The organism is Siccirubricoccus deserti (assembly GCF_014283215.1).
In the GTDB taxonomy this organism is placed as follows: Bacteria; Pseudomonadota; Alphaproteobacteria; order Acetobacterales; family Acetobacteraceae; genus Siccirubricoccus; species Siccirubricoccus deserti.
Window position 1 is genome coordinate 43,770 of the sequence record NZ_JACOMF010000018.1, and the last position, 23,247, is coordinate 67,016.

A 23,247-nucleotide genomic window follows, 5' to 3' on the forward strand; every position below is an offset into this window, starting at 1 on the left:
CTGGAGCGGCTGCGGCGCAGGGGGTCGCACCGATTGCGATCACAGGGTGCGGAGCCGCCCGGCGCCGCCCCCGCTGGTCATGCCGGACGCATCATGGCATAGGGAGTGTTGGTTGCACTGCACCATGGGATCCGTCGATGCCCCTGTCCGATCCAGCCCCGCGCGAATTGCTCCACCTGCGCGACATCCAACTCCGCGGCTGGCAGCGCGAGGACGGGCTGTACGACATCGAGGCCTATCTGCTCGACACCAAGGCGCACCCCTTCGAGAACGAGAACCGCGGCCGGATGGAGCCGGGCGCACCGCTGCACGGGCTGTGGCTGCGGCTGACCATTCGTGAGGATATGGAGATCGTCGCCTGCGAGGCGGCGTCCGACCACACCCCCTATGGCATCTGCCCGCAGGCGGCGCCGAATTTCAGCCGGCTGGCCGGGCTGAGGATCGGCCCCGGCTTCAACCGTGCGGTGGCGGAGCGGGTCGGCGGGGTGCATGGCTGCACCCATCTGCGGGAGGTGCTGGGGCAGATGGCCACCGTCGCCTACCAGACGCTTTACCCCATCCGGGCGCGCAAGGAACGCGAGGAAACGGCGCGGCTGGTCGCCGCCGGGCAGGCGGCGCCGCGGCGGACGCCGGCGATGGTCGGGAGTTGCATCGCCTATGCGCCGGATAGCCCAGTGACCTTGGCGCGATGGCCGTGGCTGAAGGAGACGGCGGAGGGGTAAGGGCGAAGCCACCGACCCATATCTCTGATCCTGTTCCCTGATCCGGGCCCTTCCCTACAACAACGGCCCCACCAACCTCCCCCCCGTCATCGGCGCCTCCACCCCCGTGGTCCCCGGGAAGGTCAGCGGCAGCCGCCGCGCCACCCGCACCGCCAGCACGCCGAAGGCCTGCGCCTCTAGCGCATCGCCATTCCACCCCGCCACCTCCACCGGATGCACCGGCTGTTCCAGCGCCCCGGCCAGGGCCCGCATCACCGCCGGATTGCGTCGCCCGCCGCCGCCGACCAGCCATTGCAGTGGCGGCGCCGGGAAGTGGCGCGCCGCGGCGGCCACGCAGGCGGCGCAGAAGGCCACCAGGGTCGCCGCGCCGTCCGGTGGCGAGAGCGCGTCCGCCCCGGCCTCCCGCAGCGCCCGGTCGAAATCCAGCCGGTCCAGCGACTTGGGCGGCGGCGCTTCCAGGTAGGGATGCGCCAGCAACCGGCCGAGCACCACCCCGTCCGGCTGCCCGGCCAGGGCCAGCCTGCCGTCCATGTCGTAGTCGGCGCCGGTCGCGCGCCGCGCCCAGTCATCCAGCGGGCCATTGGCCGGGCCGGTGTCGAAGGCCAGCAGCGCCCCATCCTCGCCGATCCAGGTGACATTGCCGACGCCGCCGAGGTTCAGCACCGCCAGCGGCTTGGGCAGCGCCGCGGCCATCGCCGCGTGGACCACCGGCACCAGCGGCGCCCCCTGGCCGCCGGCGGCGACATCGGCGCTGCGGAAGTCATGCGCGACGGAAAGGCCGCTGCGCCGCGCCAGCAGCACCGCATCGCCCACCTGCCAGGTCCGACCGCCTTCGCGCAGCACCGCCTCCCCGGCCGCGTTCCGCCCGCGCACCGCCGGCAGCGGGCGGTGGAGGATGGTCTGGCCGTGGAAGCCGAGCAGGTCGGTGTCCTCCCGCAGGCTCTCCCACACCTGCTCGCGCAGCATCTCCACCGCCTCGGCATGGCGCTCGGTCAGCCGGGCCACGCAACCAGCGAGGAAGCCGTCCTGCGGCCCGATCTCGCCAGCGATATCCAGCAGCCGCCGAAGGTCACGCCGCAGCGCCGGGGCATAGGGCAGGGTCAAGGTCGGGCCGATCCGGCCGATCCTTTCGCCGTCGGTTTCCACCCAGGCGGCATCCACCCCGTCCAGTGAGGTGCCGCTCATCAGGCCGATGGTTCTAAGCATCCGTCCCCTGTGCTACGGGGGCCGCCCGATTCCTAGTCCCGAAGCGAAGCACCCCACAGATGACCGCCCCTTCCAGCGAATTCCTCCGCCAGGCGCAGGAGCGCGGCTACCTCCACCAGGTGACCGATGCCACGGCGCTGGACGCCAGGCTGCGGGACGGCGTGGTCTCCGGCTACATCGGCTTCGACTGCACGGCTGACAGCCTGCACGTCGGCCATCTGGTATCGATCATGTTGCTGCGGCTGATGCAGCGCACCGGGCACCGCCCGGTGGTGCTGATGGGCGGCGGCACGACCAAGATCGGCGACCCTTCCTTCCGTGACGAGGCGCGGCCGCTGCTGGACGATGCCGCGATCGAGCGCAACAAGGCCGGCATCCGCAAGGTCTTCGACGGCTTCCTGCGCTTCGGCCCCGCGTCGGATGGCGTGCCTGGCAATGCTTCCCCGACCGACGCCATCATGCTGGACAATGCGGAATGGCTGGACCGGCTGCTCTACATCCCCTTCCTGCGCGATGTCGGCCGGCATTTCAGCGTCAACCGCATGCTGTCCATGGACAGCGTGAAGCTGCGGCTGGACCGCGAGCAGAACCTCAGCTTCCTCGAATTCAACTACATGCTGCTGCAGAGCTACGATTTCGCGGAGCTGCGCCGCCGTTACGGCGTCGAGATGCAGATGGGCGGCTCCGACCAATGGGGCAACATCGTCATGGGCGTCGAGCTCTGCCGCCGCATGGATGGCGCCGAGGTCTTCGGCGTGACCACGCCGCTGCTCACCACCGCTTCCGGCGTGAAGATGGGCAAGACCGCGGCCGGCGCCGTCTGGCTGAACGCCGAGAGGCTCAGCCCCTATGACTATTGGCAGTTCTGGCGCAACACCGAGGATGCGGATGTCGGCCGCTTCCTCGGCCTCTTCACCGAACTGCCGATGCATGAGGTCCGCCGCCTCGGCGTGCTGGCCGGCGCCGAGGTGAATGAGGCGAAGAAGGTGCTGGCCACCGAGGCAACCGCGCTGCTGCACGGCCGCGCCGCGGCGGAACAGGCGGCCGAGACCGCCCGCCGCGCCTTCGAGCAGGGCGAGGCGGCCGAGACCCTGCCGAGCATCACCCATGCCCTGCCGGCCAGCGTGGTGGATCTGCTGGCGGCGGCGAAGCTGGTGGCCAGCAAGGGCGAGGCGCGGCGGCTGGTGGCGCAGAACGGTGTCCGGCTGAATGATGCTCCGGTGACCGACCCGCAGCAGCCGGTGACCGCGGCCGACCTGCGCGAGGGCGCGGCCAAGCTCTCGCTCGGCCGTAAGCGGCATGTGCTGGTGCGGCCGGGCTGAGGCGGACGCCTGCCGGCGCCGCCGCTGGAGCAAACTCCGGTCGGGCGAGATCACCTGGTCGGAGCGATTGGCCCGATCGGGTCGGCGGAAGCCGGCGCAGCGCCGGGCCGTATGAAGAGCCAGCCAGCCGTCATCCCCGTGGCCAGGGGCGGCAGATGAACCTGACTATAGCCGTGCCGCTCCGCGTAGTCGCGTAGTGGAGCGTCCATCGGCTTCATCCGACGGTCCGCAAACAGGCCGCCGAAGATGGCGGCCGGCGGACTGGCCGCGAACAGCGACTCTATTTCATGCACACCTGCGCCACGCAGCCGGGCGATCGTCTCCGACCCGATCGCTTCGGCGGTGCGAAAAAAGAAGGGACCGGCAGCGAATTCGGGCAGCACCGAATTGGCGTCCAGCACCTGGCTCGGGAACAGGGTGGCCACGCTGCCTGATCCTCCAGCCCGCAGGATCACCTCCCGGATGTGCCGGGCCTGGCGGTTCGCCGCCATCCCGGTCCAGTTCTCGACTTCCGTGATCTTCCCCAGGGGGCTCAACAGCGGCCACAGAACGGAAAGCGGCGGCACCAGCGCGATCAGCACCACCAGCGGAACCAGGCGATGCGATCCGAAAGCCAGCACACGCTGATGCAGTACGGCGGCCAAGCAGGCAAGCGTCGTCCTGCCCCGGCAAGCGATACCTCAGCGCGCCGGCGCCGCCCCCCGCTCCGCCGGCTGGCCGAGACCGAACAGCCCGCGCAGGAAACCCGGCGTCAGCGCCGCCAGCGGGTTCACCGTCACCTGCGGGTCGGCCAGCGGCCCCTGCACCCGGTAGGTGCCGGCGAAGACCCCGCCGCCGGCTTCCGGGCTGAACAGCCGGCCGAGCAACGGGATGTTGCCCAGCAGCGTGTTGAACATATAGGCCGGGACGATGGTGCCCTCGATCTCGGCGACTCCGCCGGCCCGGCGGATCCGCCCCTTGGCGGTCACTCCGAGCGAGGCCGAGAAGGCCCGCGCATCGCTCAGCTCCAGCGCCTCCGGGGTCAGGGTGAAGGGGGCGATGAGGCGGGAGAAGACCAGCCCGCCGCCGCCCTGCACCGCCTCCACCAGCCCGTAGAGCGTCATCGCCTGCAACAGCTTGGCCGCCGCCGGGGCGTCGCGCACCACGAATTGGTCAAGCTCGGCCGTGCCGGTCAGCGGTGCCCCCGGCCGCAAGTCGAGGTATCGCGCATCCACCGTCAGCCGGCCGCCGCGGATTGATTCCACCAGGTCGAGCGCATGCAGCAGGGCGCCGCCATCCTCGGCGGTGAGCTGAAGGTGCCGCTGGACGCCGCGCGGCGTCAGGGCCGCGCCGAAGCCGCTGGCCGGGCCGGCAGTGGCGGCGGTGCGGCCATTGGCTCGCCCCTCGCGCAGCAGGCCGCGCCCATCCATCCGGGCAGTGGCGTGGACGCCGTACATGTTGCGCCCCTCGCCCATGGTGACCCGCTCGAAGCCCAGGTCGAGCGCCAGGGGCGGCCCCGGGTCCTCCGCCGCGGCGGAGGTGGCGGGCTCCGGCCGGTCGGGGCCGCGCAGCGCGGGGCGCAGGTCGAAGACCGGGCCGCGCAGCATCGCCCGCCAGGGGCCGCCCGGCTGTTCCGGCCGCTGCACCTCGCCGCCGAAGCGGGAGGCACCGACCGCCGCCTCCGTCAGGTTGATCCGTTCCAGCCGGCTGCGGGTGCCGAAGCTGGCGCTGCCGCGCATCGCCAGCTCCGGTGCCTCCAGCCTGATGCCTTCGGCGGCGACCAGCGCCTCGCCCTGCATCCGCAGGGTGGCTTCCGCCTGGCCCGGCGCACCGGCCGGCTTCCGCCAGGCGAGCACGTCCAGCAACAGCCGTGCGTCACGCAGGTCGCCGCGGAGCGCCACGCTGCCCTGGCCATTGCGGCGCTTCTCGGACCGCGCATCCACCGCCACCGGCCCGTCCAGCAGCCCCAGCGTGTCGAAGCCGAGGGTGCCGAGCTGGCGCTGGTCCAGCCGGCCGGTCAGGGTGGCCCGCTCGGTCACCTGGCTGGCCGGGCCGCTGCGGAAGTCCATCTCGACGCCAAGCCGCACCGGCGCGCCCAGCAGCACCGCCTGGCCATTCGCCTTCAGCGCATCGGTGTTCACCGAAAGGTCGAAGCTGGCGTGATCCAGCGTCTGGTCGAGCAGCGCACCGGGCAGACGCGCCTCGGCAATGCGGGCCTCGGCGCTGATCCGCAGTTCCTCCATCGGCAGCTCGCTCCACAGCGGGAAGCCGACCGCCAGCCGGGCGTCGACCTGGCCGGCGGCGACGGCCAGCTCCAGCTTGCGGCGCTCGAACAGTTTGAGGCGGGGGTGGCGCAGGATGGTCAGCGCATCCGCCAGCGGGCCGACGAGTTGCACCGTGACCTCGGCATTGCCCGGGCTGGCGTCGAGGTTGAGGAAGCGCACGCTGGCCTCCCGCACCTCGATGCCGCTGCGGGCGCTGTCCGACAGCATCTGCCGGCCGCTGCGGCTGCGCAGGCTCACCTCATTCAAGGCGAACTCGGCTTTGCCGGACACCCCGCGTACCGGCGGGATCGGCCGCAGCCAATGCACCGTCGCCTCACTCGCCTCAGCGGTGCCGGAGAAGCCGGTGATGTGCAGCGCGTCGAGCGTCTCCGGCGCCTCCGCCTCCAGCCGCCAGCGGCCATTCCGGACGCTGCCGGCGGTGACGTTGCGGGTGATCCAGTCGCGCGCGCCCGGCACCACCCCTTCCGGCCAATAGGCCGCGAGCTCGGCGAAGCCGACGGCATCGAGCGTCAGCCCGAGGCTGCCGCGCCAGGCCCCGTCGCGCCGCTCGGCGCTGCCGCTGGCGGAAAGCAGCGGGCCGGCCGTCGCCGGCGGCATCGCCCCGCTCGGCAGCCGCAGCACGGCACGGTCGAGCTGCACCATATCCGGTGTCAGCATCGCCGCCAGTTCCAGCGATTCGGCGGCGATCCTGCCGCTGGCGCCGAGGTCGAGCACCGCCTCGTCCAGGCCGAAGGCCAGCCTGGCCTGCTGCACCGTGACACGATCGAGTGCTTCCGGCGCACCGAGCTGCAGCCTCAGCCGCAGGTCGCGCAGCCGTCCGGCCGGCACCACCCGCAGCGCCGCGGCCCTTGCCACCGGGGCAAGCTCCGCCGGCCACAGTCCCGGTACCTCGCCCGCCCGCACCGGCTCAAAGCCGAGATCGAGGCTGGCGCCCCAGCCGCCATCCTGGAACCGCGCCTCGCCGGTCGCGGTGAGCGCCGGGCCGGAAGGGCCGCCGATCACCAGCCGCGCCTCGCTCAGCCGCAGCGCCCGGCTGCCGCCTTCGAGCCGCGCCGCGAGCCGGTCGATCGGCAGCCTGGCATCGCCGAGGGCCAGGCTGCCGGCACCGCCGTCGAGGCCGATCTCCAGCCGCGCCGGACGGCCGGTGGCATCGAAGGTGCCGCCGGCGGTCAGCGCCACCGGGGCGTCCAGCACCGCCAGCGGCGCCAGCGGTGGCCAGATGTCGGCGAGTTCCGCGGGACGCAGCGCCGGCAGGCCGATCCGCGCCGTCAGCACCATCGGCGTGCCGCTGGCCTCGCCGGAGAGTCGGACCGGCACGCGGATGGCGCCGCTGCGGAACATCGCCGACCCCTCCCCGGCCAACCCGCCCGCGGCGGCACGGCGCAGGTCGAGCCGCGGCTCCGCCAAGGTCCAGCGCCGGCCGGTGGCGACCTCGGAGAGGATGATCTCGCCGCCGTTCACCCGGATTCGCCGCAGCGCCGCATGTGCCGCACCTTCCGAGGCCGGCTGCATCAGCTCCGCCAGCAGGCCGAGCGCATCGGGCCCCGCCCCCGCCGGCGCGGGGCCGGCGACCTCGGCGGGCGGGTGCAGCGTCAGGCCGAGCGAGCCATCCGGGCGCAGCAGCGCCAGCACCCGCGGCCGGCGCAGCTCGATCGTCGCCGGCGCCACCATGCCGCGCAGCAGGGCGCGGGCGGAGAGCGTCACCGCCGCATCCGGCAGTTCCACCTGGGTGGCGCCCTCGGCGTCGAGCAGCCGGACATCGTCCAGCACGATGTCGAGCGGCGCGGCGGTGCCGCCGCGAAATCCCTCCCAGGCGATGGCGGCGCTGCCGATCTCAAGGCGCGAGCCGGCCAGCGAGGCATTCGCCGCCGCCTCGATCCGCCGGGCCAGCGGCGGCACCTCCAGCGGCCCCTGCGCCAGCCGCCAGGCCAGGGCGCCGAGGCCAAGGCCGAAGGCCACCAACAGGCCGAGCGCGAGGTTTCCGGCAAGGGGCAGCCAGCGCAACGCTTGACCGCGGGTACCGCTCACGCGTTCCCTCCGGCATGGCTTCCACGATTCCGGCACCTGCCGACCGCCTGCCCCGACCCTACGACCCCGAAGCCGCCAGCCGGCTGGCCGAACGCTTCGCCGAGCGCGATGCCGCGGCGCGCGCCTGGGCGGCGAGCCCGGCGGGGGCGGCGCTGCTCGCCAGCCTCGGCGGCAACAGCCCCTACCTGGCCGACCTTGCGATCCGCGAGGCGCCCGCCCTGATGCGGCTGGCCGAGCGCGGCCCGGAGGATGCCTTTGCCATGGCGCTCGACCCGCTGGGCCGCGCCGACCCCGGCGCCCCGCGCGAAGCGGTGGCAGCGCTGCTGCGGCAGGCCAAGCGGCAGGCGGCGCTGATCGCCGCGGTCGCCGACCTCGGCGGGCAGTGGCCGCTGGAACGCGTCACCGGCGCGCTGTCCGAGCTGGCGGAGGCGACCATCGATTTCGGTTGCGCGCATCTGCTGCTGGCGGCGGCCGAGCGTGGCGAATTGCGTATCACCCGCGGTGCCCGTGGCGACCCTCGCGCGATCGGCAAGGGCAGCGGCCTGATCGTGCTGGGGATGGGGAAGCTCGGTGGCAGGGAGCTGAACTACTCCTCGGATGTCGACCTCATGGTGCTCTATGACCCGGCGGCGGCAGCCTACCATAGCGACCGCGCCGGCGCCTGCTACGTGCGGCTCGCCCGCGACCTTGTGCGGCTGCTCGAGGAACGCACCGCGGATGGTTATGTCTTCCGCACCGACCTGCGGCTGCGCCCGGATCCGGCGGCGACGCCCCTCGCCGTCTCGGTCAATGCCGCCATCGTCTACTACGAGAGCATGGGGCAGAATTGGGAGCGCGCGGCGATGATCAAGGCGCGCCCGGTGGCCGGCGACCGGGCGCTCGGCGATCAATTCCTGCGCGAGATCCGGCCCTTCGTCTGGCGCCGCCACCTGGATTTCGCCGCCGTCGCCGACATTCATTCCATCAAGCGGCAGATCCACGCGCACAAGGGCCACAAGGGCGCCGGGGCAACTGTGGCGCTGGCCGGGCATGATGTGAAGCTCGGCCGCGGCGGCATCCGCGAGATCGAGTTCACCGCCCAGGTGCTGCAACTGATCTGGGGCGGCCGCGACCCCGGGCTGCGCGACCCGACGACCCTCGGCGCGCTGGCGGCTTTGGCCGGGTCAGGCAAGCTGGACCGCCGTGCCGCGGCCGACCTTGCCGATGCCTATGTGTTCCTGCGCAACCTGGAGCACCGGCTGCAGATGGTGGCGGACCGGCAGACCCATCGGCTGCCGGAGGATGCCGCCGGGCTCGACCGCATCGCCGGCTTCATGGGCTTTCCGCACACCGAGGCGTTCACCGCCGCCTTCATGGACCATTTGGCACGGGTGGAACGGCACTACGGCACGCTGTTTGAGACGGCGCCGGCGCTGTCCGGCGAGGAGGGCGGGCCGGCCGGCGGGGTTGCCGGCAACCTCGTCTTCACCGGCGTCGACGACGATCCGGAGACGCTGGCGACCTTGCGCCGCATGGGCTTCGCCGATCCCGCCTCGGTCGCCGCCATGGTGCGCGGCTGGCATCACGGCAGGCCGCGCGCCACCCGCAGCGCCCGGGCACGGGAGCTGCTGACCGAGCTGATGCCGATGCTGCTCGCCGCCTTCGCCCGGCAATCCCACCCGGACCAGGCGCTGGTGCGGTTCGACGCGGTGCTGATGCGGCTGCCGGCCGGGGTCCAGGTGCTGAGCCTGCTGCACCGCAACCCGGCGATGCTCGACCGGGTCGCCGGCATCCTCGGTGCAGCGCCGCAACTGGCCGACCACCTGGCGCGCAACGTCGCCGCGCTGGACGGACTGCTGGCCGGCGCCGCCGCCCCGGCCGGCGCCGACCCCGCCGCCGCGCTGCCGGCGCTGATCAAGGAAGCGCGCCACCTGGACGAGGCGCTGGAGGCGGCCCGGCGGATCGCCACCGCGCGGAAATTCGAGATCGACGCGGCGGCGCTGGAGGGCACCCTCGACACCGACACCGCCGGCGAGCTGCGCTCCGACCTCGCCGACAGCGCCATCGCCGCGCTGCTGCCGCGCATCGCCGCGGATTTCGCCGAACGCTACGGCCGCGTCCCGGGCGGGGCGCTGGCGGTGCTGGCGATGGGAAAGCTTGGCGGGCGGGAGATGCTGCCGGGCTCCGACCTCGACCTGGTGGTGCTGTACGACCACGATCCCGAAGCCACCGAGAGCAGCGGCGGGCGGCGGTCCCTCGCACCTTCGGAGTATTTCATCCGGCTGGCGCCGCAGATCGTCTCCGCCATCACCGCACCGGGCGCCGAGGGCAGGCTGTGGGAGGTCGACATGCGGCTCAGGCCTTCGGGCAACAAGGGCCCGGTCGCCATCCGCCTCTCCTCCTTCGAGCAGTACCACCGGGAGAATGCCTGGACCTGGGAGCGGATGGCGCTGACGCGGGCCCGGCCGATCGCCGGGCCGCCGGCGCTGAAGCGCCGCATCGTTGAGGTGCTGCGGGCCTCCATCCTGAAGCCCGGCGCGGCGGAGTCGGCGCTGGCCGATGCCGCGGCGATGCGCGTCCGGATGCTGAAGGAGCTGCCGGCCGAAGGCCCTTGGGACGTGAAGGCGATGCCCGGCGGGCTGATCGAGGTGGAGTTCATCGCCCAGGCGCTGCAACTCCGCCACGGGCCGGCGCACCCGGAGGTGCTGGCGACGACGACGCGCACCGCCCTCGCCCGGCTTGGCAAGGCGGGGGTGCTGCCGGCGGAGGAGGTGGCGGCGCTGGTCACCGCCGACCGGCTGTGGCGGACGGTAATCGGGCTGGTGCGACTGACCCAGGGCCGGACGCGTGAGGCCAACCTGCCAGCGCCGGCGACCGAGGCGATGCTGCGCGCGGTGGCGCCGCTGCTGGACCCGGCGCCGGTTGACCTTCCCGGCTTGCGCGCTCAGATGCAAGCCATTGCCGGAACGGTGCGGATGATCTTCGAGCGCCGGGTCGGCCGCCTGGGACCAGTGGCGGGGGTGGCGGAATGAGCGGAGCGGATCTGGCCGAGGGCGCCCCGGCGCCGGGCTTCACCATGCCAGCGAGCGGCGGGCGGACCGTCAGCCTGGAAGGGCTGAAGGGCAAGCCCTTCCTGCTGTACTTCTACCCGAAGGCGGATACCTCCGGCTGCACCAAGCAGGCCTGCGGCATCCAGGAGGCGCTGCCGCAATTCAACACGCTCGGGCTGACGGTGATCGGTGTGAGCCCCGACAAGATGCCGCCGATCGAGAAATTCGCGAAGAAATACGGGTTGGAGTTCCCGCTGGCCTCGGACGAGAACCATGCGGTGGCCGAGGCCTATGGCACCTGGGTGGAGAAATCCATGTACGGCCGGAAGTACATGGGCATGGAGCGCAGCAGCTTCCTCATCGGTGCCGATGGGCGGGTGTTGAGGCATTGGAAAAAGGTGAAACCGGCTGAGCACACGGCCGAAGTTTTGAAGGCAGCCCGGGCGCTCCAGGCGCTGGAAGTTCGGTCATAGTTCCGATGAATATTAAAGAGCCGCGTCGGCGCCCAAGCTCGCCTCGCATGAGGCGTCTCGGCAAGCGGCGTTGCTATCCTTGCCGTCGGTTGGGCGGGGAGTGAGCCGGGCAAAGGCAGCGAGAGGCCCGCTACGTCACGCATATCCGGCGGAGCATGCGGTGGCGTCGTAGCCAATATCGCAGTTGCGCTGCTGCGAAAGGTTCGGCGTTGGGTCGAAGGCAGTATCGCCGCAGGTCTGGCGGACTCCCGCCCACAGGGTCAGCCGGTCCTCCAGCAGCCGTTGCGACAGCTCCGTATAGAGGCCGAGATGCTGCCGGTCTGGTTGTTGTCCTGCGGTGGAACCTGGCCGGTGACGCCGCCCGGCAGGAGGATACCATGCCGCTGAATGCCGGCGGCCTCTGCTGCACGGTGCGCGGCGACATCCTGCGGGCGCTCGACGGCTTGGCCGCCAGGGTGGCGGAGGGGCGGCCGATCCGGCATGTGGTGATCGAGACCACCGGTCTTGCCGACGCCGCGCCCCGATGCGCAGCCGGAGGCGGTGAAGCAGATCGCGGTCGCCGATCGGCTGGTGCTGACCCAGACCGACCTCGTGGCGGCCACCGCAACCGCCGCCCTGAAACAGCGGCTTCGCGCTCTGAACCCGGGTGCGCCGCTGCACCGGACGGTGGAGATCGGCCCGGACATCCGGCTCGCGGCCGGTGGGTCTTCCCCGGCGGGAGCAGGCTCCTCCCTATCCGCCCACCAGCTTCGCCACCGCATAGGCGACCGCCGCGGCCAAGCCACCGATGCCCAGGGTCTGCACCGCGCCGCGCAGCGCCGGCAGCCCCGTCGCCCGCGCCTTCAGCCAGCCGAAGCCGAACAGCGCCGTGCCGGTCAGCAGCGCCGAGACCAGCAGCGCCGGCCGCGTCTCCGCGATCAGCATGTAGGGCGCGAGCGGGATCAGCCCGCCCACAACATAGGCGCTGCCGATGGTCACGGCGCTCGCCGCGGCGCGGCCGGGCGTCGGCTCGGCCAGTTCGAGTTCGAAGCGCATCATGAAATCCACCCAGCGCCGGCGGTCGGAGGCGATGGCCTCGGTCGCCCGCGCCAGCACCTCGCCGCGCAGCCCGTAGCGGTGCAGGATCGCCGAAACCTCCCATTTCTCGCGGTCCGGGTAGTCCCTGGTCTCCTGCTCCTCGCGCCGCCGCTCGGCGCCGTAATGCTGCGCATCGGTCCGCGCCGCGAGATAGCCGCCGAGCCCCATCGCCACGCAGCCCGCGGCGATCTCGGCCAGCCCGGCGGTCACGATCAGCGGGTTGGCGGCGGCCGCGCCGGTCAGCCCCGCCGCCAGCGCGAAGGGCACGGTCAGCCCATCGGCCGTGCCGATGACCAGGTCCCGCACCATCTGCGAGGCGGTGAAATGCTGCTCCCCTTCCGGCGGGCCGGGCGGCTGCGGCGGCAGCCCTTCCCGATAGGGCGCGGGCGCCAAGCCGGTCGAGGGCTGTGACGGGGTAGTCTCCATGCCCCGCTGCATACGCGATCCCCGCCCCGCCATGCCAGCGCCGTGCGGACGGCTTTACAGCGGCAGCGTGCGGCGCGAGCCTCGGCGCAACAGCGGGAGGGATCGTGCGATGGCGGAGAGTTTGGGCGAAGGCGAGTGGCGCTACGCGCCGGTGCCGGGCTGGGGCACCCTGCCCGAAGGCTGGTCGCTGAAGGAGACCGCGGCCGTCGCCGTGGACCGGCAGGACCGGGTCTATGTGTTCAACCGCGGCGAGCACCCGATGGTGATCTTCGATCGCGAGGGCAAATTCCTCGGCTCCTGGGGCGAGGGATTGTTCACCCGGGCGCATGGCCTGCATCTCGGCCCGGATGACACGCTGTGGTGCACCGATGACGGCGACCACAGCGTGCGCAAATGCACCCTCGACGGCCGCGTGCTGCTGACCATCGGCTTGCCCGGCAAGCCGGCGCCCTACATGTCCGGCAAGCCCTTCAACCGCTGCACCCATACGGCACTGTCACCCGAAGGCGATATCTATGTCTCCGACGGCTACGGCAACGCCCAGGTCCACAAATATTCGCCCGAAGGGAAGCACCTGTTCTCCTGGGGTGGTTCGGGCACCGAGCCGGGGCAGTTCAACCTGCCGCACAACATCGTCTGCGACGACGCCGGGCTGGTCTATGTCGCCGACCGCGAGAGCCATCGGGTGCAGATCTTCGACGGCAAGGGCAAGTATCAGGGCCAGTGGAACAATCTGCACCGGCCCTGCTCGCTGTTTCTCGGCAAAGGCAAATGCCCCTGCTGCTACGTCGGCGAGCTGGGGCCGGCGCTGCCAGTGAACATCAAGGCACCGAACCTCGGCCCGCGCATCAGCGTATTGTCGATGGAGGGCAAGCTGCTCGGCCGCTTCGGCGAGTTGGGCACCGAGCCGGGACAATTCCTCTCGCCGCATGGGCTTGCGGTGGACAGCCATGGCGACATCTATGTCGGTGAGGTCGCCCATACCGCCTGGCCGCGGTACAACGACGGCAGGCCGCCACCGCCGGAAGGCGTGCGCAGCCTGCAGAAGCTGCGGAAGCTGTAGCGCGGACCGCTACGTGAATCCGCCCTGCAAACGATAGGCTACTGCGGATTGGCATTCGGACTGAATGCAATCCGCTGTAGCCACCACGGCACACCTCTCCGGCTTCGTCGGGTGAGCGGTTTACCAGGACCCGTGTCCTCGCTAGGCTGGTCCTGGCATCTTGCACGGGAGGAGGTCATGCAGTTCATCTGCGACGCCCCGGGGCAGAAGACCTGGTTCCGCATCGAGACGGAGGCCGAGGCTGCCCGCGAATCGGAACTCATGCGCCACGCGGTGGAGAAGCACTTCCAGCAGGCGCATGAGGAGGCTTCGCAATCCTACAGGCCGGCGCCCGGTCCGATCTTCGAGCAGGACATCGGGCGCGGCGCGCATATCCAGCGCACCATGCCGCTGTTCCTGACGTTGCGGGACGGCGAGGGGAACGCGCTGGCCACCGCGATGCTGCCACAGGCAGGGCAGCAGGGCACGTCCGTCACGCCGATCGTCGTCGGCCCGGCGAACAGCGACCCCTACCCGGCGCATGGCGATGCCATCGAGGCGCTGGGCCGGCACTTCGGCCGCACCCTGGACCGCGCCCGCTGCTATCCCTATCGGCGCGGCTGATAGCCCGCGACGTCAGACCGGCTGCAGGCCCTTCGACCGCAGCATCGCCGGGGTCGCCGTCCCGACCAGGAAGCGCAGCAGCGCCGCGGCTTCCACCGGCCGCGCAGAGCCGGCGAAGACCGCGCCGGAGAACACCACCGTGGTCTGCAGCCCCTCCGGCAGCGGCCCGACGATATCCACCCCCTCCACCGCCATCAGCTCGCTGATCTGCTGCACCGCCACCACCGCCTCGCCGCGCACCACGCGCTCCGCGGTGAAACCCTGCGGGATGACGATGGCCTTGGCGTTCACCGTCTCCGCCAACCCCAGCCGCTTCAGCAGCCCGGCGAAATAGATGCCGCTGGCGCCGGCGCGCGAATAGGCGATGGAAGGCACCGTCTCCAGCAGCCGCATGAAGGCCTCCGGTGTGGCGATGTCGGGCTTCGGCGCGCCGGCCTTCACCGCGATGCCGACACCGGAGGCCGCCAGATCCACCCGCGTTCCGGCCGCCAGCACGCCCTTGGCGGTCAGCGCCTCGATTCCCTCCGCGGTCAGGATCGCGGCATCGCCGCTCTCACCTCCGGCGATGCGCTCCAGGATGGCGGCGGTCGGGCCGTAGCTGGCGGCGACCTTGCCTGGGTAGCGCGGCAGCACCTCCCGCAGCACGCCGGTCAGGCCGAGGGTGGAGAGCAGCGCAAGCTCGGACATCGGGCTTTCCTATTCGGCCGCCGCGGCCGGCGCCTGCATCCGCGGCACCACCTCCTCGGCGAAGCGGCGGATGGTCTCGTGCCGCACCGCGCGCGGCACGCCGTAGGTGGCGTTGCTGATCAGGAAGTAGTTGAAGCCGAGATCGGCGAATTGCTGCAGCCGCCGCGCCACCGTCGCCGGCGAGCCCACCAGGTTCATCGCCAGGTAGGGCCCGAGGTTCGCCGGATCCGACAGGCTGCGCAGGTTGGCGAACATCTTGTTGAACTGCTGGTAGCCCGGGATGTCGCCCCAGGGCGCGTGATCCGACTGGTAGTGGCGGACCTGCAGGGCGAAGAACTCCGGCAGGTACTGCAAGGCCTGCTCCCGCGCCTTCTCATCGGTTTCGGCGACGAAGCACTTGATCGAGATCGGGAAGGTCGCATTGGGGTTGCCGCCGGCTTCCGCGGTGCGGGCCTTCCAGGTCTCCAGGATGCGCTTCAGCAGATGGTCGGGAAAGGAGGAAAGGCACAGCGGCGGCAGCCCCAGCCCGGCCATGATGGCGGCGCTCTCCAGGCTGCCGATGGCACCGTAGAAATTCGGCCGCCGGTCGAAGGCCGGGCGCAGCACCACCGGCTCGCGCAACGCGGTGTAATCGCCGGCATAGGTCATCGGACCACCGTCCAGCGCGCGGCGCGTCAGCTCCCAGCATTCGCGGAAGCGGTCGCGCGCCGTCTCCATCGGGATGCCGAAGGCGTCGTATTCGGATTTCGCGGTGCCGCGGCCCATGCCGATGTGCAGCTCGCCATCGGTCAGCGTCTGCAGCATCGCCAGATCCTCGGCGAAGCGCCGCGGGTCGTACCACGGGAGCACCATCACCGCGGTGCCGAGGCCAAGGCCGGGACAGGCGGCGGCGATGTGGGAGAGGAACAGCAGCGGATTCGGCTGCGGGTAGTAGTCGCTGAAATGGTGCTCCACCATCCAGGCCGCGTCATAGCCCATGGCCTGCACCAGCCGGGCGTCGGCGATCGCCTCGCGGTACAATTGCCGGTCGGTACGGTCCGGCTCGCCCACCGCGCCGATCTGGTAGGCGTAGCGCAGCGGCCGTGGGCCGTGTCGTGGTGAATTCTGGGCGGTATTTGCCATGACGGCCCTCCCGGGGCGATGTTCCGGGAAACGCTAGGTGCCGCCCCCGCGGGAAGTCAACCGCGGGCGGCCAAGGGGAAGGAGACTGCCATGTCACAGCCGATGCGCATCTGCATCTACGGCGCCGGTTCCATCGGCTGCTATCTCGGCGCGCATCTGTCGCAGGTGCCGGATGTCGCCGTCACCATGGTCGCGCGCGGCGCGACGCTGGCGGCGCTCAGGGAACGCGGCATCCTGCTGCAGGGGAAGCAGGGCGATCGCGTCTTCCCGGTGGCCGCCACCAGCGATCCGGCCTCCCTGCCGCCGCAGGATGTGGTCTTCATCACGCTGAAGGCGCATCAGGTGGAGGAATCGCTGCCCGGCATCGCCGCGCTGCTCGGGCCCGAGACCGCGGTGGTGCCGCCGACCACCGGCATCCCCTATTGGTATTTCCATGGCCTGGCCGGTCCGCACCAGGGCCGCCAGCTCGAACGCCTGGACCCCGGCGGACGGCAATGGGCCACGCTGCGGCCGGAGCGGGCGATCGGCTGCACCTATTGGGTCGGCACCGACACCACCGGCCCCGCCGCCGTGCACCAGGCCGGCCCCGCCGGCTTCCCGATCGGCGAGCCCGACGGCAGCTCCTCGCCCCGCCTCCGCCGGCTGCATGAGGCAATGACCGCGGCCGGGCTGCGGGCGCCGATCCGCGCCGACATCCGCGGCGAGATCTGGGCCAAGATGATCAACAGCCTGGTCTGGAACCCGCTGGCCACCCTCACCCTCGCCCCGCTCGACGCCATCGCCCGGTCGCCGGATGTGATCGCCATCGCCCGCCGCTGCATGGAAGAGGCGGAAGCGGTGGCGACGGCGCTCGGCGCCACCCTGCCGACCACGTCGCAGCAGCGCATCGACGTGACCATGTCGATGACCGGGCATCGCATGTCCATGCTGCAGGACCTGGAGCGCGGGCGGCAGCTGGAATATGGCATCCTGCGCGATTCCATCGTGGCGATGCGGGAGATCGCGGGGCTTGGCACGCCCACCATCGATGCCATGCTTGCGCTGGTTGCGCTGCGGGCCGAGATGGCCGGCGTCGCCGCTTGAACCGCTTTGGGAGTTAGGCCGATGGAACTCGGGCGTCTCGGGGTCTGGATCTCGACCGACAGGCTGGATGCGGCGCAGCTCAAGGCGCTGCTGAAGACGGTGGAAGGCCATGGCTATTCGGCCTTCTGGTACCCGGAATCGCGCGGCTATGAATCCATGGCGCTGGGCGGCTTCCTGCTGGCGAACAGCCAGAAGCTGATCATCGGCAGTTCCATCGCCAATATCTATGCGCGGGACGCCTTCACCGCGAAGCGCGGGCTGGCGACCCTGAATGCGCTGCATGGCGGGCGCTTCATCCTCGGCCTCGGCGTCAGCCATGTGCCGATGGTGGAGGGGCTTCGCGGCCACAGCTACGACAAGCCGATCCCGGCGATGCGCGGCTATCTCGACGGCATGGCCAAGGCCGGGCAGGAAGACCTGCCGGTGGTGCTGGCCGCCCTCGGGCCGAAGATGCTGGAGCTGGCGGCCGCCCGCACCCGCGGCGCGGTGCCCTACAATGTCACGCCGGAGCATACCGCGCAGGCGGCGAAGATCCTCGGCCCCGGCAGGATCCTGGCGGTGGAGCAGAAGGTCTGCGTCGAGACCGACAAGGCCAAGGCACGTGCCCTGGGCCGGAAGGAGCTCGCCCGCTACATGACCTTGACCAATTACGTGAACAATTGGCTGCGCCTCGGCTTCACCGAGGCCGAGCTGAAGGATGGCGGCAGCGACCGTTTCATCGATGCCATGGTGCTCTCGGGCGATGCCGCCACGGTGAAGGCCGGGCTGCGGGCCCATTTCACCGCCGGCGCCACCCATGTCTGCATCCAGCCGGTGCATGCCGATGGCGATTTCGCCGCCCGCGACACGATGCTGGCGGCCCTGGCGGATAGCTGAGGCCGCGCTAGACTCGATGGCAACGCGACAAGGAACCTCACCATGCTGACGCTCGGGTACAAGGCCTCGGCCGAGCAATTCGCGCCCGGCGCGCTGCTGGATTTCGGCGTGCTGGCGGAACAGGCAGGCTTCGACTCCTGCTTCATCTCCGACCATTTCCAACCCTGGAAGCACACCGACGGCCATGCGCCGAACTCGCTGGTCTGGCTCGGCGCCCTTGGCGCCCGGACGCAGCGGCTGGTGATGGGCACCAGCGTGCTGACGCCGACCTTCCGCTACCATCCCTCCATCGTCGCCCAGGCCTTCGGCACCCTGGGATCCATGTTCCCCAACCGCGTCATCCTCGGCATCGGCACCGGCGAGGGGCTGAACGAGGTGCCCTCCACCGGCGCACCCTGGCCGGAGTTCAAGGAACGCTTCGCCCGGATGCGCGAGGCGGTCACCCTGATGCGCAAGCTCTGGACCGAGGAGCGCGTGACCTTCGAAGGCCAGTACTACAAGACCGAGAAGGCGACGATCTACGACCGCCCGGCGGCGCCGCTGCCGATCTACGTCGCCGCTGCCGGCGCGCTGGTGGCGAAATACGCCGGCCGCAGCGGCGACGGCTTCATCTGCACCAGCGGCAAGAAGCCCGAGCTCTACACCGAAACCCTGCTGCCGAACGTCGCCGCCGGGCTGGAGGCCGCCGCCGCGCCGAAGCCGAACTACGACCGCATGATCGAGGTGAAGGTCTCCTTCGACACGGACAGGCAGCGCGCGCTGGAGGACACCCGCCACTGGGCCGCCCTGGCCCTGAGCCCCGAGGAGAAGATGTCGGTCGAGGACCCGGCGGAGATGGAGCGCCTGGCCGACGCGCTGCCGCTGGAGCGCGCCGCCAGCCGCTGGATCGTCTCCAACGATCCGGAGGAACATGTGGAGCGGGTCGGCTACTACGTCGGCCTTGGCTTCAGGCACCTGGTGTTCCACGCGCCGGGGCCGGACCAGGCGCGCTTCCTGAAGCTCTATGGTGAGACGGTGCTACCGCTGCTGCGCCGTCGCTTCGGCTAGGGCAGGCGTAGTCCGCTGTGACCATGCAGCGACTAGAGATGCTTGCGCTGCCTGGCCTGCCGCGGGTCGCGGCGGGGGATGACCTTGCCGCGCTGATCGCGGCCGGGCTGGCGCGCGCCGGCCTCACGCCGCAGCCCGGCGACGTGCTGGTGGTGGCGCAGAAGATCGTCAGCAAGGCCGAGGGCCGCAGCGTTCGGCTGGCCGATGTCACCCCTTCCGCCCGTGCCGAGGCGCTGGCGGCGGAAACCGGCAAGGACCCGCGGGTGGTCGAGCTGATCCTGTCGGAAGCGGCGCGGGTGGTGCGCTCGCGGCCGAACCTCATCATCGTCGAGCACCGGCTGGGCTTCGTCATGGCCAATGCCGGCATCGACCAGTCCAATGTGGTCGGGCCGGAGGAGGAGCCGCATGCGCTGCTGCTGCCGCGCGACCCGGATGCCAGCGCCGCGGCGCTCTCGGCCCGGCTCGGCCTGCCGGTGGTGATCAGTGACAGCTTCGGCCGCGCCTGGCGCCGCGGCACCGTGGGGGTGGCGATCGGCGCCGCCGGCCTGCCCGCGCTGGTCGATCTGCGCGGCACGCCGGACATGTTCGGCCGTACCCTGCAGGTCAGCCTGACCGGCTTCGCCGACGAGATCGCCGCCGCCGCCGGGCTGCTGATGGGCCAGGGCGCCGAGGCGCAGCCGGTGGTGGTGCTGCGCGGCCTCGCATGGTCGGCGCCGGACAACCCGGCGGCAAACCTCATCCGCGTCGGGCCGGAGGATCTCTTTCGTTGAACGACATTGTCGTCGCCCTCTCCGGCGGCATCGGCGGCGCCAAGCTGGCGCTCGGCCTCTCCAACGCGCTGCCGGCCGAGGAGCTGCTGCTCGTCGCCAATACCGGCGACGATTTCGAGCATCTCGGCCTGCATGTCTCGCCCGATATCGACACCCTGACCTACAGCCTCGCCGGCCTCGACAACCAGGAGCTGGGCTGGGGCCGGCGCGACGAAAGCTGGGCCTTCATGGAGGCGCTCGGCGCGCTCGGCGGCGCCACCTGGTTCCGCCTCGGCGACCGCGACCTGGCGACCCATGTGGAACGCACCCGGCGGCTGCGCGCGGGCGACAGCCTCTCCGCCATCACCGCGGATTTCGCCCGCCGCCTCGGTGTCGGCCCGCGCATCCTGCCGATGAGCGACGATCCGGTGCGGACCCGGGTGCTGACGGTGCAGGGCTGGGTGGATTTCCAGGACTGGTTCGTCGGCCAGCAGGCTCGCCCCGCGGTGCGCGCCGTGCAGTTCCGCGGCGCCGCCGAGGCGCGGCCGCAGCCCGAGCTTCTCGCCACCCTGGCCAGCGGACGGGTGCGGGCGGTGGTGATCTGCCCCTCCAACCCGCTGATCAGCGTGGAGCCGATCCTGGCGGTGCCCGGGGTGCGGGACGCCATCGCCGGCTGCGGCGCGCCGGTGGTTGCGGTCTCGCCGATCATCGCCGGCCAGGCGGTGAAGGGGCCGACGGCGACGATGCTGCGCGACCTCGGCACCGAGCCCTCCGCCGCCGCGGTGGCGCAGCGCTACGGCGCGCTGCTGCAGGGCTATGTCATGGAGCCTGATGATGACGCCAGCGGCATCGCCGCCCGGGTCTTCCGCGCGCCGACCCTAATGCGCGGCCTGCCCGACAAGATCGCCCTCGCCCAGGTGGTGCTGAACGCCGCCGACCGGCTGCGCGCATGACCGATATCTGGGCGGTGCTGCCGGTGAAGGAGCTGGAGGGCGCCAAGCAGCGGCTCTCACCGCGCCTTTCGCCAGCCCAGCGCCAGGCGCTGATGCGGGTGATGATCGGCGAGGTGCTGGCGACGCTGGTCGCGGCACGCGGCCTGGCCGGCGTGCTGGTCGTCACCCTGGACCCCTGGGCCAGCGCGGAGGCGAGGCGGCTCGGCGCCCGGGTGGTGACGGATGGCGCGCGCGACGGCCACACCGGCAGCGTCACCGCCGCGGCGCGGCTGCTGGCGGCGGAAGGCCGTGGCGGCCTGCTGACCATGCCGGGCGACATCCCGGCGACGACGCCGGCGGAGATCGAGGCGCTGCTGGCGGCGCATGGACCGGCGCCGGCCTTCACCATCGCCCCGGCGCATGATCTGCTCGGCTCCAACGCCGTGCTGATGTCGCCGCCGCTGGCGGTGCCGCTGCGCTTCGGCGAGGACAGCTACTATCCGCATCTGGATGCGGCGCGGGCCCAAGGGATCGAGCCGCGCATCGTACCGCTGCCCGGCATCGCCATGGACATCGACCACCCGGCCGACCTCGACGCCTTCGCGCGCCTGCCGCAGGCGGAGGGGACCAGCAGCCTGGCCTGGCTGCGGGAACACGGCATCGCCTGAGCATCTGGACCGGCAGGCGCGGCTCCAGATCAAACAGGTGGAACGAAACCCCTATTGCCCGGGCGCCGCCGTGATCGCCATCGCCGGCACGGCCGCGCCCATGGCCGCCTGGGCATTGGCCCGCGACGCCACCCCAGCGACAAACCACTGGCCGGCGGGGCCCTGCGCCAGCAGCGGCGCGCCGCTGACGCCGCGGGTGCCGGCGCAATCATGCAGCAGCATCGAGCGGCCAGCGCCGGCCGGCACGGCGCCAATGACCCGGCAGCCGGTATCCGCCATCAACACCTCCGGCCGGTCCTGCTGATAGCCGCCCAGCATCAGCGCTGTGCGGGCGATCGGGGTGTCGCGCAGCAACGGCAGTACCCGGTCCGCGGTGCCGAGCGGTTTGTCGAGCGTCAGCACCGCCCAATCAGCGGATGCCGGCCCGCCCGAGGCCGGCACGAAACTCGGATCGGTGCGGTAGCTGGTGACCCTGGCATGCGCCACCATGCTGCCGCGGTCATAGCCCAGCACGAAATGCACGGTGGAGGGCTGCACCAGGTTGCGAGTGCGGCGCGCCACCAAGCAGTGCGCCGCCGTCAGTACCTGCCGCGGGCCGATCAGCGCCCCGGTGCAATGCCCGCCGATCTCGAGCTGAACCCTGCCGAGCCCTCGCCAGGGCGCGGCCTTGAGGTCCACCGGCTGGCGCGGATCGGCACTGCCCAGCCCAGGCAGCGAGGAGCGCGGCAACAGCCGCTCCTGCGCCGTGGCCATGCAGGGCAGCGCCACCAACAGCAGCGCCACGGCCCGGCCCGCCATGGCCGCCCGGCGGGCGATGGCAGGCGACGCGGCCGGGCGGGGCCGGTATCGCCCCGGGCTGTCACCCGTGCCGATCAATGCCCATGCCGCATCGCCGGCCCACGCGCCCCGGCGCCCTGGATGGCAAGCTCCACCTGCACCGCGCCGGCACGCTCGAACACCAGGGTCACCGGCACGGTCTGTCCGGCCTGCAATGGACGGTTCAGGCCGATCAGCATCAGGTGCGCCCCGCCCGGCCGCAGGGTGACGGTCTGCCCGGGCGGCAGTTCGATCACCGGCACGGGGCGCATGCGCATGACGTCGCCGTCCCGCACATGGGTGTGCAACTCGGTAGTCCGCGCCGCCGGGCTGCTGGCCGAAACCAGCCGGTCGGCGACGGTGCCGCGGTTGCTGATGGCGAGGAAGCCGGCGCCGGTGCCGCCCTGGCCGGCAGCGCGGCTCCAGGGCGTGGCGATGGCGATGTCGCCAGCCTGCTGCGCCGCCGCCATCACGGGCAGGGCCAGCAGGGGGGCCGCCAGGAGGAGGCGGCGCAGGACGGGGGCGCTCATCGCGCGATCAACCGCATGGCGGGGGCTGGGCGGGCGAGGTCATGCGCCGCATGGCCGGCTGCCGGGCGTTCCACCCAGGCGTCGGCCTTCCCGCCCTCGCAGCTCTGCCGGACCGGCAGGTAGAGCGTGCCGCCAGGCTCGTTCGGCGCCTGCAGCATCATCACGAATTCCTCGAACTGCTCATCCGGCAGCGGGCCGCCCTCCCAACTGATGCGGCCGACCTCCTCCTCCAGCTCGTGACCATGCGGGCTGCGGACGGTGGCGGGCAGGCGCCGGCGCTCGATGCTCAGGCGCCAGCCGGGCTTTGGCATCGGCTTGGCCAAGTAGATGCCCTCGGGCAGATCCACCGCGATGCCGGTGGTGGCGGCGCCGGCGCAGCCATGCGGCACCCGCAGCGCAACGCGGACATAGCTGCCGGCGGGGGCGGCGGCGGGGTCGATGGTGACATGGGCATGGGCGGGAACCAGGGCGGGCAAGGCGCCGAGGGCAGCCGCCACGAGTATCGGCAGGCTTCGCATGTGAGT

At 71.7% G+C, this 23,247-nt stretch carries 21 protein-coding genes and 1 pseudogene; 13 read left to right on the top strand and 9 right to left on the bottom strand.

Going from position 1 to position 23,247, the window contains the following annotated elements:
* Positions 1-137 precede the first annotated feature (137 nt).
* Positions 138-722, top strand: a complete 585-nt coding sequence (locus H7965_RS15545) for a DUF2889 domain-containing protein (protein WP_186771504.1) — start codon at positions 138-140, stop codon at positions 720-722.
* Between the two features lie 54 nt (positions 723-776).
* On the opposite strand, the gene H7965_RS15550 is transcribed toward H7965_RS15545, so the two are convergent.
* Positions 777-1,928, bottom strand: a complete 1,152-nt coding sequence (locus tag H7965_RS15550; RefSeq protein WP_186771505.1) for an anhydro-N-acetylmuramic acid kinase — start codon at positions 1,926-1,928, stop codon at positions 777-779.
* A 59-nt stretch (positions 1,929-1,987) separates the two neighbouring features.
* Here H7965_RS15550 and tyrS point away from each other — a divergent pair, with 59 nt between their 5' ends.
* Positions 1,988-3,250: a tyrosine--tRNA ligase gene (tyrS, locus tag H7965_RS15555; protein ID WP_186771506.1), complete on the top strand. Its 1,263-nt coding sequence runs from the start codon at positions 1,988-1,990 to the stop codon at positions 3,248-3,250.
* 50 nt (positions 3,251-3,300) lie between these two features.
* Here the strand turns inward: tyrS and H7965_RS15560 are convergent, their stop codons facing one another.
* Together H7965_RS15560 and H7965_RS31725 are read right to left on the bottom strand one after the other, a co-directional pair.
* A complete protein-coding gene (locus H7965_RS15560; RefSeq protein WP_186771507.1) occupies positions 3,301-3,894 on the bottom strand; it encodes a hypothetical protein in 594 nt (197 codons plus the stop codon).
* Positions 3,895-3,930: 36 nt separating this feature from the next.
* Complete coding sequence (locus tag H7965_RS31725; RefSeq protein WP_186771508.1) at positions 3,931-7,542, bottom strand: YhdP family protein; 3,612 nt, start codon at positions 7,540-7,542, stop codon at positions 3,931-3,933.
* 14 nt (positions 7,543-7,556) lie between these two features.
* On the opposite strand from H7965_RS31725, the gene H7965_RS15570 reads away from it, so the two are divergent.
* The 3 genes and pseudogenes from H7965_RS15570 to H7965_RS32280 form a co-directional block, all read left to right on the top strand.
* Entirely contained in the window at positions 7,557-10,553 is a 2,997-nt protein-coding gene (locus H7965_RS15570; RefSeq protein ID WP_186771509.1) for a bifunctional [glutamine synthetase] adenylyltransferase/[glutamine synthetase]-adenylyl-L-tyrosine phosphorylase, read from the top strand.
* Complete coding sequence (gene bcp / locus H7965_RS15575; RefSeq protein ID WP_186771510.1) at positions 10,550-11,044, top strand: thioredoxin-dependent thiol peroxidase; 495 nt, start codon at positions 10,550-10,552, stop codon at positions 11,042-11,044. The genes H7965_RS15570 and bcp overlap by 4 nt, the downstream gene beginning before the upstream one ends.
* Positions 11,045-11,421: 377 nt before the next feature.
* Positions 11,422-11,556 (top strand): annotated as a pseudogene (locus H7965_RS32280) (GTP-binding protein); the annotation flags it as partial.
* Between the two features lie 220 nt (positions 11,557-11,776).
* Here H7965_RS32280 and H7965_RS15585 read toward each other — a convergent pair.
* On the bottom strand, positions 11,777-12,547 hold the full coding sequence (locus H7965_RS15585) for a VIT1/CCC1 transporter family protein (protein ID WP_186771511.1): 771 nt from the start codon (positions 12,545-12,547) through the stop codon (positions 11,777-11,779).
* A 109-nt stretch (positions 12,548-12,656) separates the two neighbouring features.
* Here H7965_RS15585 and H7965_RS15590 point away from each other — a divergent pair, with 109 nt between their 5' ends.
* Both H7965_RS15590 and H7965_RS15595 read left to right on the top strand, forming a co-directional pair.
* Positions 12,657-13,610, top strand: coding sequence for a peptidyl-alpha-hydroxyglycine alpha-amidating lyase family protein (locus tag H7965_RS15590; RefSeq protein ID WP_186771512.1), 954 nt, complete (start codon positions 12,657-12,659; stop codon positions 13,608-13,610).
* A gap of 177 nt (positions 13,611-13,787) precedes the next feature.
* Positions 13,788-14,213, top strand: coding sequence for a hypothetical protein (locus H7965_RS15595; protein WP_186771513.1), 426 nt, complete (start codon positions 13,788-13,790; stop codon positions 14,211-14,213).
* A 12-nt stretch (positions 14,214-14,225) separates the two neighbouring features.
* On the opposite strand, the gene H7965_RS15600 is transcribed toward H7965_RS15595, so the two are convergent.
* Together H7965_RS15600 and H7965_RS15605 are read right to left on the bottom strand one after the other, a co-directional pair.
* On the bottom strand, positions 14,226-14,900 hold the full coding sequence (locus H7965_RS15600; protein WP_186771514.1) for a molybdate ABC transporter substrate-binding protein: 675 nt from the start codon (positions 14,898-14,900) through the stop codon (positions 14,226-14,228).
* Between the two features lie 9 nt (positions 14,901-14,909).
* Positions 14,910-16,022, bottom strand: coding sequence for an LLM class flavin-dependent oxidoreductase (locus H7965_RS15605; protein ID WP_186771515.1), 1,113 nt, complete (start codon positions 16,020-16,022; stop codon positions 14,910-14,912).
* A 90-nt stretch (positions 16,023-16,112) separates the two neighbouring features.
* Between H7965_RS15605 and H7965_RS15610 the strand changes: the two genes are divergently transcribed.
* The 6 genes from H7965_RS15610 to cofC are packed head-to-tail and all read left to right on the top strand — an operon-like array spanning position 16,113 to position 21,377.
* Complete coding sequence (locus tag H7965_RS15610; RefSeq protein WP_222440634.1) at positions 16,113-17,105, top strand: ketopantoate reductase family protein; 993 nt, start codon at positions 16,113-16,115, stop codon at positions 17,103-17,105.
* Between the two features lie 21 nt (positions 17,106-17,126).
* Positions 17,127-17,981 carry a TIGR03620 family F420-dependent LLM class oxidoreductase gene (locus tag H7965_RS15615; protein ID WP_186771516.1) on the top strand — a complete coding sequence of 285 codons (855 nt, stop codon included), beginning with the start codon at positions 17,127-17,129 and terminating at the stop codon, positions 17,979-17,981.
* 42 nt (positions 17,982-18,023) lie between these two features.
* Entirely contained in the window at positions 18,024-19,028 is a 1,005-nt protein-coding gene (fgd, locus tag H7965_RS15620) for a glucose-6-phosphate dehydrogenase (coenzyme-F420) (RefSeq protein WP_186771517.1), read from the top strand.
* Between the two features lie 38 nt (positions 19,029-19,066).
* Positions 19,067-19,798: a coenzyme F420-0:L-glutamate ligase gene (gene cofE, locus H7965_RS15625; protein WP_229682633.1), complete on the top strand. Its 732-nt coding sequence runs from the start codon at positions 19,067-19,069 to the stop codon at positions 19,796-19,798.
* Positions 19,795-20,730: a 2-phospho-L-lactate transferase gene (cofD, locus tag H7965_RS15630; protein WP_229682632.1), complete on the top strand. Its 936-nt coding sequence runs from the start codon at positions 19,795-19,797 to the stop codon at positions 20,728-20,730. Before cofE ends, cofD begins: the two co-directional genes overlap by 4 nt.
* On the top strand, positions 20,727-21,377 hold the full coding sequence (gene cofC / locus H7965_RS15635) for a 2-phospho-L-lactate guanylyltransferase (protein ID WP_186771520.1): 651 nt from the start codon (positions 20,727-20,729) through the stop codon (positions 21,375-21,377). Before cofD ends, cofC begins: the two co-directional genes overlap by 4 nt.
* A 51-nt stretch (positions 21,378-21,428) precedes the next feature.
* On the opposite strand, the gene H7965_RS15640 is transcribed toward cofC, so the two are convergent.
* The 3 genes from H7965_RS15640 to H7965_RS15650 all read right to left on the bottom strand — a co-directional run bounded on the left by H7965_RS15640 (position 21,429) and on the right by H7965_RS15650 (position 23,241).
* Positions 21,429-22,175 (bottom strand): trypsin-like serine peptidase, encoded by a 747-nt coding sequence (locus H7965_RS15640; RefSeq protein ID WP_186771521.1) that lies wholly within the window; start codon positions 22,173-22,175, stop codon positions 21,429-21,431.
* A 74-nt stretch (positions 22,176-22,249) separates the two neighbouring features.
* Complete coding sequence (locus H7965_RS15645; protein WP_186771522.1) at positions 22,250-22,723, bottom strand: copper chaperone PCu(A)C; 474 nt, start codon at positions 22,721-22,723, stop codon at positions 22,250-22,252.
* Positions 22,720-23,241 carry a YcnI family protein gene (locus H7965_RS15650; protein WP_186771523.1) on the bottom strand — a complete coding sequence of 174 codons (522 nt, stop codon included), beginning with the start codon at positions 23,239-23,241 and terminating at the stop codon, positions 22,720-22,722. The genes H7965_RS15645 and H7965_RS15650 overlap by 4 nt, the downstream gene beginning before the upstream one ends.
* Positions 23,242-23,247 lie beyond the last annotated feature (6 nt).